This window comes from Novosphingobium aerophilum (assembly GCF_014230305.1).
In the GTDB taxonomy this organism is placed as follows: Bacteria; Pseudomonadota; Alphaproteobacteria; order Sphingomonadales; family Sphingomonadaceae; genus Novosphingobium; species Novosphingobium aerophilum.
On record NZ_JACLAU010000038.1, the window covers coordinates 17,879 to 30,593 of the forward strand.

Below are 12,715 nucleotides of genomic sequence, written 5' to 3' on the forward strand. Positions count from 1 at the left end.
TTCGGCCCGATGGGCCGGACGGAGCGAAGAGGACGGGATCAGCCACGGGCGCCGTTGTGGCGGGTCTGCCCCGCGCTGTTAAGCCCCAATCTCCGGACTCAGCGGTCCGGATTCAGCGATCCGGATTCAGGCCTCGTCCTCGGCCGCGGCAACGGCCTTGGGCTTGCGGCCACGCCGCTTGGGCGCCGGAGCCTCGTCGCCGTCATCCGCCACCGGAGCCTCATCGCGCGGAGCGAAGGCTGGCGGCAGCAGGGCGGCATCGAGCTTGGCCGGAGCCTCACCCTCGTCGACCGCGGTCTCGCCGGGCTCGGCGCGCCGGGGCCGGCGATCCTCGCGGCGCGGCCGCAGCCCGCGGGTCCCGCGGACAAAGGGGTTCTCGGGCGGCTCATAGACCGAGGGCGCCTCGGCGACGACCGCCTCGGTCTGGGTCTCGGGCTCGACCGCCGGTTCCTCGCGGCGCTGCTGGTCGCGCTCCCGCCCATCCCGATCGCGGGGATCACGGTCACGGCCATCCCGATCGCGCCCGTTGCGCTCACGGGGTTCCCGTTCACGGGGCTCGCGCGGTTCGCGATCACGGGGCTCGCGGTCTTCGCGTTCGCGGCGGGTGTAGACCGGCTGGTCGAACGCGAAATCGCTCTCGCCGCCGAACTCGGCGTTGTCCTCGCCCTCGTCGGGCTGGTCCTGCCAGCGGTCATCGCGGGGCCGGCGCTGTTCTTCCTGGCGGGTCCGGGTGTCGGCGATCACGCGGAAATAGTGGTCGGCGAACTGGAGGTAGTACTCCGCCAGCACCCGGTCACCATTCTGGTGCGCGTCCTGGGCCAGTTTGCGGTACTTCTCCAGCAACTGGGGGGCATTGCCCCGCGCGCGGCTGTCGATCCGGTTGAGCTGCTGGCCACCGCCCTGGGGACGGTTGTTGCCGCGCCCGCGCCGACGGTTATTCCCACGATTGTTGTTCAAGGGTGACTTTCCTTCACCGGATCCCCGCGCGGCGTTCCCTTGCCGGCAGGCGATTCGCTCATCATCCGCACCACGCGACACCGCAGGGCGCCGCAAAGCGGTGTCCCGACATCTGCGGAGGTTCGCGGCGCTGGGGCCGGGCCCGATTGCAAATGCTGGAGCTTGAACCGGCAGGAGAGGAAGGGTCCATCTATCCGCTGGCTCCTAGGCGATTTAGGGGTCGGCGCGGCCCTTGCCAAGGGAAATCTTCGTCAGGCCGCCATTTCCACCACGCGGTCGGCGCCATTGAGGTCCTGGTGGACCTGCGGCACCAGACCGGCCGCGCGCGCCAGGGCGCTCACCGCGGCGGCCTGGTCATAGCCGATCTCGAGGCAGGCCACCCCGCCCGGTGCCAGCAGCTCGGACAGGAGCGGGAGCAGCCGCCGGTAGTCGTCCAGACCATCGGCGCCGGCGAACAGGGCGCCATGGGGCTCATGCGCGGCGACACTCGGGGCGAGCGGCGTGCCGGTTTCGACATAGGGAGGATTGGCGAGGATCAGGTCGGCCCCGCCCAGTCCGGCGGCCCAGCCGGGCCTGGTCCAGTCGCGTTGCAGGAACGCGCTGCGCCCGGTCAGCCCCAGGGCGGCGGCGTTCCCGGCCGCGACGGCGAGCGCGCGCGCGCAGCGGTCGATCGCGACGCCCCGCGCCTGGGGGAGATGCGACAGGGTCGCCAGCAGCAGCGCGCCCGAGCCCGTCCCGCAATCGAGCACCCGCCGCGCTCCGGGCCGCGCCGCCAGCGCCGCCTCGACCAGCACCTCGCTGTCACCGCGCGGGATCAGCACCGCGGGGGAGACGCGCAGGGGGAGCGAGAAGAACTCCTGCCGGCCCGTGATATAGGCCACCGGCTCATGGGCCTGGCGACGCTCGACCAGCGTGGCGAAGGTTTCGGGCACCGCGCCCGCCATGTGCCGGAGCAGCAGGTCGGACCGGGTCACGCCCAGGGCATGGGCCATCAGCACTTCGGCATCCAGCCGCGCCGTGTCGCTGGTGGCGGACAGGGTGGTTGCGGCCTCGCGCAGGGCCTCGGCGATGGTCATGCGGCGCGCGCGGGCTTCGACAGGCTCAGCCATCCATCGCCGCCAGGCGCTTGGCCTGGTCCTCGGCGATCAGGGCATCGACCAGTTCGCCCAGCCCCGGCCCCTCGAGGATTTCGGGCAGGCGGTGCAGCGTCAGGTTGATGCGGTGATCGGTCACCCGGCCCTGCGGGAAGTTGTAGGTGCGGATCCGTTCGGAGCGGTCGCCCGAACCGACCATGGCCTTGCGCGCCTCGGCCTCGGCGCCCTGGGCCTCGTCTCGCATCTTCTCGTAGAGCCGCGCGCGCAGCACCTGCAGGGCCTTGGCCTTGTTCTTGTGCTGGCTGCGCTCGTCCTGGCAGATCACCACCAGTCCGGTCGGCAGGTGGGTGATGCGCACGGCCGAATCGGTGGTGTTGACGTGCTGCCCGCCCGCGCCCGAAGCCCGGTAGATGTCGATCTTGAGGTCCTTGTCCTCAACCTGCACGTCGACCTCGTCGGGCTCGGGCAGGACCGCGACGGTGGCGGCCGAGGTGTGGATGCGCCCGCCGCTCTCGGTCACCGGCACGCGCTGGACGCGGTGGACGCCGCTTTCGTACTTGAGCTTGGCGAAAACGCCGCTGCCCGAGACATTCGCGACCACTTCCTTGAACCCGCCGATCTCCGAGGCGTTGGCGCTGACCAGCTCGACCCGCCAGCCCTGCTCGGCGGCGAAGCGTTCGTACATGCGATAGAGGTCCGCCGCGAACAGCGCGGCCTCGTCGCCGCCGGTGCCGGCGCGGATTTCCAGCATGGCCGGGCGGCTGTCGGCCGCGTCGCGCGGCAGCATGGCGATCGACAGGGCATGCTCGGCCGCGGGCAGTGCGTGCCGCAGCCGCGCGGTCTCCTCCTCGGCCAGCTCGCGCATCTCGGGATCGTCCAGCGCGGCGAGGCTGGCCAGTTCGGCGCGCATGGCCTGGACCGCCGCGGCGGCGCGGGCGACCGGCTCGAGCTCGGCATAGTCGCGGCTGGCGGCGATGAACTCCTTGCCCTCGAGCGTGCCCGAAGCGAGCCGCGCCTCCAGCTCGGCAAACCGCCCGGCGATCTGGGCGAGGCGGGTGTCGCTTACCGCCATGGGGCTACCATTCCCAAACGTGTCGCCCCTGCGCAGGCAGGGGCCCAACCCAAGGTCACCGGATCGAGCCTTGCGCGCGCGGAATGACGGGATAGGCCCCTGCCTGCGCAGGGGCGACGGGCGGCATAGGCTGATGTGCCCCCCTCAACATTATCGTCATGCTGAACTTGTTTCAGCATCCATCCCGCGCCCGCACGCGAAGCCGCGTGGGGAAGGATAGACCCTGAAACGAGTTCAGGGTGACGAGGTACAAAGTCGAGCATTACCTGAACGACACCAGAAACTGCTCCAACTCCTCACCCCGCTGGGAAACCGGCGTGGAACGCAGCCGAAGCTGAGGGGTACCGCCGTCGATGCCAATCGCGATCAAGCTGTCGGCGCCAATCTTCACAGCCTTATCAAAGCGTTTCCGCGGCGAGCCTGAAGCGATGAGTTCGGCGGAAAAGCCCGCCCGTCTCAAGTCTGCCATCAGGCGCATCGAATAGGCATGCGCGGTATCGTCCTCCAGCGCCACGACCACGTCGGGCTTGGCCTCACCCTTCTCCCCCACCAGCATGGCCAGCCGCTCGATCCCCGCGGCCCAGCCGACCGCCGGGGTGGGCGGGCCGCCGAGCGCCTCGATCAGCCCGTCGTAGCGCCCGCCGCCCAGCACGGTGCCCTGGGCGCCGAGCCGGTCGGTGACGAATTCGAAGGCGGTGTGGCGATAATAGTCGAGCCCGCGGACCAGCGCCGGGGCGCGGGTCCAGGCGACGCCCGCGGCGTCGAGCCCGCTGGTGACCTTGCCGAAGAAGTCCTGGGCCTCGGCCGAGAGGAAATCGTCGATCCTGGGCGCCGCGGCGGTGAAGGGCTTATCGCGCGGGTCCTTCGAATCGAGGATGCGCAGCGGGTTCTTCTCGAGCCGCTCCTGCGAATCCTCGCTCAGCTCGGCCGCGTGGTCGCGGAAATAGGCGATCAGCGCCAGCCGCCAGGCCTCGCGGCTGGGGGCATCGCCCAGCGTGTTGAGCTGCAGGGTGACCCCGTCGGCGATGCCCAGTTCGTGGAGCAGCTGATCCGCCATGACCAGCAGCTCGACATCGGCCTGGGGCTCGGCCGCGCCGATCACCTCGGCGTCGATCTGGTGGAACTGGCGGTAACGCCCCTTCTGCGGCCGTTCATAGCGGAACAGCGGGCCGTGCGTGGCCAGCTTGAGCGGGGCGTACTGCTGCCAGCCGTTGGTCAGGTAGGCGCGGGCCAGCCCGGCGGTGAATTCGGGCCGCAGGGTCAGCGATTCCCCGCCGCGATCCTCGAACGAATACATCTCCTTCGACACCACATCGGTGGTCTCGCCCAGCGAGCGGCTGAACACGGCGGTCTTCTCGAACACCGGCATCTCGGCGCGGCGGAAGCGGTAGAGCCGGCGCACGCGCTCGAAGGTCTCGACCACGAAGCCGAAGGCCTCGGCCTCGGCGCCGAAGATGTCCTGGGTGCCGCGGATCGCCTGGGGGGTCTGGATGCTGCTCATGGTGCGGGCGCTTACCGCGTTCCGCGGCGGGGGGAAAGTCGCCACGGCCCGCGCGACGAAACGACCCGCGGGACGGGTTGCGCTGGCGGCACTTTCCTGATTCTAATAACGGATGAAATCACATCGCACGCTCATTCCCGCCCTGGTTCCCGCGCTGGTGCTCGCCGGCCTGGTTGCCACCCCTCCCCTTGCGGCCCAGTCGGCCGGTTCGGTGCGCTCGGCGCCGATGGCCGTCGCCCCGGACGACCTGATCCCGGCCCCGCGCGACGTGCCCTATCCGGGCACCATCGCGCTGGAGATCGACGCCACCGACGTGGCCCGCGGCGTCTACCGCGTGACCGAGCGGATCCCGGTGGCCGAGGGCACCAGCCGGCTGACCCTGCTGCTGCCGGAGTGGATCCCCGGCGCCCATGCCCCGCGCGGCCGGTCGGAACAGGTGGCCGACCTGCGGTTCTACGCCGGGGACAAGCTGTTGACCTGGAAGCGTGACACGGTCGACGTGTTCGCCTTCCACGTCGACGTGCCGGCCGGCACCCGCGAGGTGACCGCCCGCTTCGTCCACACCTCGCCGCTGCAGAGCAGCGAGGGCCGGATCACCATGACCGGCGAGATGCTCAATCTCGAATGGGACCTGATGTCGTTCTATCCGGCCGGGCACTACGTGCGCCAGGTCAAGATCCGGCCCACCGTGACCTTCCCCAAGGGCTGGCGGGTGTTCACCGCGCTGGACGGCGCCCAGGGCCCCGGAGCGACGAGCCCGGTGGCCGACACCGGTCCCAACCGCGTGACCTGGAACGAGACCGATTACGAAACGCTGGTCGATTCGCCGATCTTTGCCGGGATTCATGCCGGGCGCTGGGATCTGGGGCAGAACGTGGCGATGAACGTCGTGGCCGACGATCCCAAGCTGCTGGCGATCAAGCCCGAAAACCTGGCCACCTATCGCAACCTGGTGAACGAGGCGGTCGCGCTCTACGGCAGCCGCCACTTCGATCATTACGAGTTCCTCCTGGCCCTGACCGACCGCATGGGCGGGATCGGGCTGGAGCATCACCGCTCGAGCGAGAACCAGATGGAGCCGACGAGCTGGACCGACTGGGCCGGGATGGACTGGGACCGCAACGTCATCCCGCACGAGCTGTCGCATAGCTGGGACGGCAAGTTCCGCCGCCCGGCCCGGCTGTGGACCCCGGATTACCGCCAGCCGATGGGCAACCACCTGCTCTGGGTCTACGAGGGGCAGAACCAGTTCTGGGGCTATGTCCTGGCGGCCCGCTCGGGGGTGCAGTCGAAGGACGTGGTGCTGGGCCAGTTCGCCAGCAATGCCGCCAACTTCGTCGATTCGCCGGGCCGCGCCTGGCGGTCGGTCGAGGACACCACGCTCGATCCGATCATGGCCGCGCGCAAGCCCAAGCCCTATGCCTCGCTGACCCGCGGCGAGGATTACTACACCGAAGGCGCGCTGGTCTGGCTCGAGGCCGACCAGATCATCCGCGCCGGGACGGGCGGCAAGAAGGGCATGGACGATTTCGCCAAGGCCTTCTTCGGCATCCGCGACGGCGACTGGGGCACGGTGACTTACGAGTTCGGCGACCTCGTCACCACGCTGAACGCGATCTATCCCTACGACTGGGACAAGTTCCTGCGCGAGCGGATCGAGCAGCCGGGCCGCCCGGCCCCGCTCGCCGGGATCGAACAGGGGGGCTACCAGCTGGTCTGGCGCGACACCCCCAACCCGTTCGAGAAGGGCCGCTTCGCCGACGCCCGCGTGCTCAGCCTGACCTGGTCGCTGGGCATGTCGGTGGACAAGGACGCCAAGGTCACCGGCGTGCGCTGGGGCGGTCCGGCCTTCGAGGCGGGCCTGGTCAGCGGCACCAAGATCGTCTCGGTCAACGGGCGGGCCTATGATCCGGCCGTGCTGCGCGATGCGATCACCGCGGCCAAGGCGGCCCCGGCCGGTGGCCCGGCCCCGCTGACCTTCGTGGTCCAGCGCGGCGATGCGGTGCGCACCGTCTCCATCGATTACCGCGGCGGGCTGCGGTACCCCTGGCTGGAGAAGGTTCCGGGCAAGGGTCCGGCCGGCCTCGACCTGCTGCTGGCTCCGCGCCTGCCCGCCCCGGTCGCCGCCAAGGCCAAGGCCAAGTAGGCGGGCACGCCGGGTGAGCCCGCGATGACCGGGTGGCAGCGGCAGATGCACCGGGCGATCGGTCGGACCATCGCCCCGCCGCGGTTCCTCGCGGTGCTGGTGCTGCTGCCGCTCGCCGCGGGGGCCTATCACCGGCTGGTGCCCGGTACCGCCTGGACCGCCGCGCTGGCGGTTGGCTTTGACGTGGCGGCGGCGGTGTTCCTCGCCTCGCTGCTGCCGCTGCTGCGCCACGGCGCCGCCGCGGAGATCCGCACGCACGCCGATGCCAACAGCGCCAACCGGCTGATGGTGCTGGTGGTGACCACCCTGCTGATGCTGGTCACCCTGGCCGCGATCGCCGGTGAGCTGCCGGCGGCGCGGCGCGGCGATCCCGTGGCCGCCGGCCAGTTGATCGTCACGCTGCTGCTGGCCTGGGCCTTTGCCAATAGCGTCTATTCGCTGCATTACGCGCACGAATACTACACCCCGCACCCCGGCTCGGGCGCCGATCACGGCGGGCTGGACTTTCCCGGCACCCCGGAACCGGCCTACATCGACTTCGCCTATTTCGCCTTCACCCTGGGCATGACCTTCCAGACATCGGACGTGGCGATCACCGCTGGTCGCATGCGCGGCGTGGCGATCCTCCATTCCTTCGCCGCCTTCGTCTTCAACATCGGGGTGATCGCCTTCACCATCAACGCGCTGGGCGGCGGGGGCTGAACCGTCGGGGCGTTCTGAGACCTTGGTCCCTGTTGCAGTGCAACACGAGCCCGGCTAAGCGCGCGAATCATCGCGGCGGGCCACGGCCCGCGATCCTCTCAGCAAAAGGCTCCGCATGCGCATCGACATGATCCCCGTGGGCAAGAACCCGCCCGACAGCCTCAACGTCATCATCGAGGTGCCGGTGGGCGGCGAACCGGTGAAGTACGAATTCGACAAGGCCTCGGGCGCGCTGTTCGTCGACCGCATCCTGCACACGCCGATGCGCTATCCGGCCAACTACGGCTTCGTGCCGCACACCCTTTCGCCCGACGGCGATCCGCTCGACGCTCTGGTGATCGCGCGCTCGCCCTTCGTCCCCGGCTCGGTGGTCCGCGCCCGGCCGATCGCGGTGCTGAACCTGGAAGACGAGCACGGCGGCGACGAGAAGCTGGTCTGCGTCCCCGACGATTCGACCTTCCCCTATTACCAGGACGTGGGCGAGAAGTCCGACCTGCCCGAGATCGTGCTCCAGCAGATCGAGCACTTCTTCACCCACTACAAGGACCTCGAGGCCGAAAAGTGGGTCCGCGTCGGAGCCTGGGGCGATGCCGACGAGGCCAAGCGCATCGTGATCGAGGCGATCGAGCGGGCCAAGCAGGCCAAGGCCGGCTGAGCCGCGGGTTCAGCATCGGAAAACGGAAGGGCGGTCCCACGGGGCCGCCCTTTTTGCTTGGGGGGTGAAGGGGGGAGGAACAGCGGCAAGCTCTCTCCCCAAGCTGGCGCATTCCCCCAAACGAAGGGCGATGGGGTCGACGGCCAACACGACCGTCGAGCCCCCTCCCCGCTGCGACTAGCCCCGCCTGCGGCAGGGCCAGTCTCGCTCCCCTCCCCGTCCTTCGACAAGCTCAGGATGAGCGGGGGGAGGGGATGGGGATGGGGGTTCCAGGCAAGTGTCTGCAATCGACCCCATCCCCAAACGAAAAGGGCGGCCCCGCGGGACCGCCCTTTCCTGTTGGTTCTGGCCGAACCGCCTCAGGCGGCGAGCTTGCGCAGCACGTAGTGCAGGATGCCGCCGTTCATGAAGTATTCGACCTCGTTGGCGGTATCGATGCGGCACAGCGCGGTGAAGGTGAAGGTCGAGCCGTCCTTGCGGGTCACTTCCACTTCCACGTCCTGGCGCGGCTGCAGGCTGGCGACGCCCAGAATCGTGAAGCTGTCGTCACCGGTCAGGCCCAGCGAGGTGCGGCTCTCGCCGTCCTTGAACTGCAGCGGCAGCACGCCCATGCCGACCAGGTTCGAACGGTGGATGCGCTCGAAGCTCTCGACGATCACCGCGCGCACGCCCAGCAGGTTGGTGCCCTTGGCCGCCCAGTCGCGGCTGGAGCCGGTGCCGTATTCCTTGCCGGCGATCACCACCATGGCGGTTCCGTCGGCCTTGTGCTTCATCGCCACGTCGTAGACCGCGCCGACCTCGTCGCCGTAGCGGCTCATCCCGCCCTCGATCCCGGGGACCATCTCGTTCTTGATGCGGATGTTGGCGAAGGTGCCGCGCATCATCACCTCGTGATGGCCGCGGCGCGCACCGTAGGAGTTGAAGTCGGCCTTGCTGACCTGGTGCTCCATCAGCCACTGGCCCGCCGGGCTGTCGGCCTTGATCGAGCCGGCCGGGCTGATGTGGTCGGTGGTGATCGAATCGCCCAGGATCAGCAGCGGCTTGGCCGCGATGATGTCGCTGACCGGGGCCGGGGTCATCTCCATGCCCTCGAAATAGGGCGGGTTGGCGACATAGGTCGAACCGGCGCGCCACGAATAGGTTTCCGAACCGGTCACGTCGATCGCCTGCCAGTGGGCATCGCCCTTGTAGACGTCGGCATAGCGGGCCTGGAACATGGCGCGGTCCATGCAGCCGGCCATGGTGGTGAAGACCTCGTCGTTGGTCGGCCAGATGTCCTTCAGGTAGACGTCGACGCCGTCCTTGCTCTGCCCGATCGGGGTGGTGGTGAAGTCCTCGACCACCGTGCCCTTCAGCGCATAGGCGACGACCAGCGGCGGCGAGGCGAGGAAGTTGGCGCGCACGTCGGGCGAAACGCGGCCTTCGAAGTTGCGGTTGCCCGAGATCACCGCCGCGGCGACCAGGCCGTTCTCGTTGATCGCCTTGCTGATCGGTTCGGCCAGCGGGCCCGAATTGCCGATGCAGGTGGTGCAGCCATAGCCGACCAGGTTGAAGCCGACGTTGTCCAGGTGCTTCTGCAGCCCGGCCTTGACCAGATAGTCGGTGACCACCTGCGACCCCGGCGCCAGCGAGGTCTTGACCCACGGCTTGGGCTTCAGGCCCAGCTCGTCGGCCTTCTTGGCGACCAGGCCGGCGGCGACCAGCACGCCCGGGTTCGAGGTGTTGGTGCAGCTGGTGATCGCCGCGATGGTCACGTCGCCGTCGCCGATGGTGAAGTCCTTGCCCTCGACCGGAACGCGGGCATAGGCCTTCTTGTAGGTGTTCGCCATGTCGGCGTTGAACACGTCGTCGACCTCGGGCAGCGAGACGCGGTCCTGCGGGCGCTTCGGCCCGGCGAGCGAGGGCACCACGGTCGAGAGGTCGAGTTCGAGCGTGGAGGTGAAGACCGGCTCGACCGACGGGTCGATCCAGAAGCCCTGCTCCTTGGCATAGGCCTCGACCAGGGCGATCTGCTCTTCCTCGCGGCCGGTCAGGCGCAGGTAGTCCAGCGTCTTGTCGTCCACGCCGAAGAAGCCGCAGGTCGCGCCGTATTCCGGCGCCATGTTGGCCAGCGTCGCGCGGTCGGCCAGGGTCAGGCCGGCCAGGCCCGGGCCGTAGTATTCGACGAAGCGGCCGACCACGCCGTGCTTGCGCAGCATGTTGGTGCAGGTCAGCACCAGGTCGGTCGCGGTCACGCCTTCCTGCAGTTCACCGGTGAAGCGGAAGCCGACAACCTCGGGGATCAGCATCGAGACCGGCTGGCCGAGCATCGCCGCCTCGGCCTCGATCCCGCCGACGCCCCAGCCCAGCACGCCCAGGCCATTGACCATGGTGGTGTGCGAATCGGTGCCGACGCAGGTGTCGAAATAGGCCACGGTCTCGCCGTTCTGGTCCTGGCTGGTCCACACGGTCTGGGCGATGTGCTCCAGGTTGACCTGGTGGCAGATGCCGGTGCCCGGGGGCACGGCGTAGAAGTTGGCGAGCGACTTCGAACCCCACTTGAGGAAGTCATAGCGCTCCATGTTGCGCTGGTACTCGATCTCCATGTTCTGTTCGAAGGCCTTGGGGTGGCCGAACTCGTCGACCATGACCGAGTGGTCGATCACCAGGTTGACCGGGACCAGCGGGTTGATCCGGCTGGTATCGCCGCCCAGCTTGGCAATCGCGTCGCGCATCGCGGCCAGATCGACCACGCAGGGCACGCCGGTGAAGTCCTGCAGCAGCACGCGCGCCGGACGGTACTGGATCTCGCGGCTCGAGCTGGGGTCCTTCTGCCAGTCGGCGAGGGCCTGGATGTCGTCGGTCGAGACGGTGAAGCCGCCGTCCTCGAAGCGCAGCAGGTTTTCGAGCAGGACCTTCATCGAGAACGGCAGGCGCGAAACGTCGCCGATCTGCGCGCTCGCCTTGCGGATCGAGTAGTAGGCGAAGGTCTTGCCCCCGACGGTGAGCGTGGAGCGGGTGCCGAGCTTGTCCTGTCCGACCTGGGTCATGTCTGCGAAGTTCCCCCTTGGAGGCTGGAGATGGCCGCGCCGGCGGCCCCGGTGAGGGGCGGCGCGGATGACTGAGTCGGGCCGCCGATGCGCGTTCGCGGCTGCAACGTCAAGCCTTGCCAAGGTCGGACGCGGGCGGACGCCACGACCCGGCCCGCGCGGTCCGTCAGCCCGGGGGGGCCTGCGGGTCGGCCACGGCCGGACTGGGGGTGCGCGTGCCGAACCAGACCCCGCCGAGAATCAGCGCCAGACCGGCCAGGGTCCAGCCGGTCACCGCCTCTGCAAACCACAGCCAGCCCATCAGCGCCGACCAGACGAAGGCGGTGTATTCGACCGGCACCAGCCACTGCGCCTCGGCCCGGGCATAGGCCCAGGACAACAGCATCAGTGAGGTCGAGGAGAGGACCGCGGCGCCGAGGATATCGGGCCAGGCCCCGGGGGCGGGGCGCAGCAGCGCCAGCGCATCGGGGGCCAGGGCCGTGCCGAAGCCGAGCAGGCCCTGCCCGGCCACGGCCAGCGGCGCACCCAGGCCGAGCACCAGCGCGATCATCACGTTCTGCGACAGCGCGACCTCGACCGGGCTGGCCACCTGGGCCTGCTGGCGCTGGACGATCAGGTTCCAGGCATAGAGCACGGCCGACAGCAGGATCGAGGCGATGCCGAGCGCGGCATGGGGGCGGGGTGCGGCCTCGCCAAGCTGGCCCCAGGCGATCACCCCGACCCCGGCCAGCGAGATCAGGGCCGCCACCACCGCGGCGCGGCGCACCTGTTCGCCCAGGATCACCGCCGCCAGCCCCAGCGCGATCAGCGGCGCGATGAACGAGATCGCGATCCCTTCGGCCAGGGGAATGATCACCACGCCATAGAAGAAGGTGCTGGCCATGCCCGAGGCCAGGACGCCGCGCAGGACATGCAGCCGCAGCACCGCCGGGGCCGGCCAGGTTCCTCCGCGCAGCCGCCAGACCGGGGCCAGCACCACCGCCCCGGCCACGCTCCGCGCGAACAGCGCGGGCCAGACCCCGCCGATCAGCGAGGCCCGCTTCATCAGGGCATCCATCACCGAGAACAGCGCGATCCCGACCACCGCCGCCAGCACCGGCCAGAGCAGGGCGGGGCGAACGGGGCGGGCAGCGTGGACCGGGTCGGGCGCGGTGGCGTTCATCGCGGTGCCATATCGCCCCGCGCCCGGTCCGTCACCACTCGGCTCGCCGATTCCCGCCGGCAATTCAGGCCTGGGCAAGGTGGAGTGCTTGATGATGGGCGGCGAAAGGGGCATGAACCGGGCCAACAGCGCCATCCGCGCGGGTCGTCCGGGACGCTCCGCAGGGTCTGAACAGGGTAAGCCGTGATCCGTACCAATTGCCGTCCCGCTCGCCGTTCCCTCCGCCCGGCCGGCGCGTCGTTCCGCCTGGCCCCTCTGCTGCTGGCCGGTGCCGCCCTGAGCGGAGCCGCCCTGGCCGCGCCCGAGACGGTCCTGGCCCAGGCGGTCCTGGCCCAGGCGGCGACGCCCGCGGCACCGGCCCCGCGCGCGCCCGCCACCCCGCGCGCGCCCGCCACCC

Annotated in this window: 9 protein-coding genes and 1 pseudogene; 4 read left to right on the forward strand and 6 right to left on the reverse strand. The window is 69.7% G+C overall.

Going from position 1 to position 12,715, the window contains the following annotated elements:
* Positions 1–126: 126 nt before the first annotated feature.
* The 4 genes from H7F49_RS16035 to hisS form a co-directional block, all read right to left on the reverse strand.
* Positions 127–957, reverse strand: coding sequence for a DUF4167 domain-containing protein (locus H7F49_RS16035; RefSeq protein WP_185684589.1), 831 nt, complete (start codon positions 955–957; stop codon positions 127–129).
* Between the two features lie 251 nt (positions 958–1,208).
* Positions 1,209–2,066 (reverse strand): peptide chain release factor N(5)-glutamine methyltransferase, encoded by an 858-nt coding sequence (gene prmC / locus H7F49_RS16040; protein ID WP_235982252.1) that lies wholly within the window; start codon positions 2,064–2,066, stop codon positions 1,209–1,211.
* Positions 2,059–3,123 (reverse strand): peptide chain release factor 1, encoded by a 1,065-nt coding sequence (gene prfA, locus H7F49_RS16045; protein ID WP_185684590.1) that lies wholly within the window; start codon positions 3,121–3,123, stop codon positions 2,059–2,061. The genes prmC and prfA overlap by 8 nt, the downstream gene beginning before the upstream one ends.
* 262 nt (positions 3,124–3,385) lie before the next feature.
* Positions 3,386–4,624: a histidine--tRNA ligase gene (gene hisS, locus H7F49_RS16050; protein WP_185684591.1), complete on the reverse strand. Its 1,239-nt coding sequence runs from the start codon at positions 4,622–4,624 to the stop codon at positions 3,386–3,388.
* A 112-nt stretch (positions 4,625–4,736) separates the two neighbouring features.
* On the opposite strand from hisS, the gene H7F49_RS16055 reads away from it, so the two are divergent.
* From H7F49_RS16055 to ppa, 3 genes are all read left to right on the forward strand, one after another.
* On the forward strand, positions 4,737–6,770 hold the full coding sequence (locus H7F49_RS16055) for a M61 family metallopeptidase (protein WP_185684592.1): 2,034 nt from the start codon (positions 4,737–4,739) through the stop codon (positions 6,768–6,770).
* Positions 6,771–6,794: 24 nt separating this feature from the next.
* Positions 6,795–7,472: a DUF1345 domain-containing protein gene (locus H7F49_RS16060; RefSeq protein ID WP_235982253.1), complete on the forward strand. Its 678-nt coding sequence runs from the start codon at positions 6,795–6,797 to the stop codon at positions 7,470–7,472.
* Between the two features lie 115 nt (positions 7,473–7,587).
* Positions 7,588–8,127 carry an inorganic diphosphatase gene (ppa, locus tag H7F49_RS16065; RefSeq protein ID WP_185684593.1) on the forward strand — a complete coding sequence of 180 codons (540 nt, stop codon included), beginning with the start codon at positions 7,588–7,590 and terminating at the stop codon, positions 8,125–8,127.
* A 359-nt stretch (positions 8,128–8,486) separates the two neighbouring features.
* On the opposite strand, the gene acnA is transcribed toward ppa, so the two are convergent.
* Positions 8,487–11,156 carry an aconitate hydratase AcnA gene (gene acnA, locus H7F49_RS16070; protein ID WP_185684594.1) on the reverse strand — a complete coding sequence of 890 codons (2,670 nt, stop codon included), beginning with the start codon at positions 11,154–11,156 and terminating at the stop codon, positions 8,487–8,489.
* Between the two features lie 166 nt (positions 11,157–11,322).
* Entirely contained in the window at positions 11,323–12,396 is a 1,074-nt protein-coding gene (locus H7F49_RS16075) for a DMT family transporter (RefSeq protein ID WP_235982254.1), read from the reverse strand.
* A gap of 105 nt (positions 12,397–12,501) precedes the next feature.
* On the opposite strand from H7F49_RS16075, the pseudogene H7F49_RS16080 reads away from it, so the two are divergent.
* Positions 12,502–12,715: pseudogene (locus tag H7F49_RS16080) on the forward strand (hypothetical protein); the annotation flags it as partial.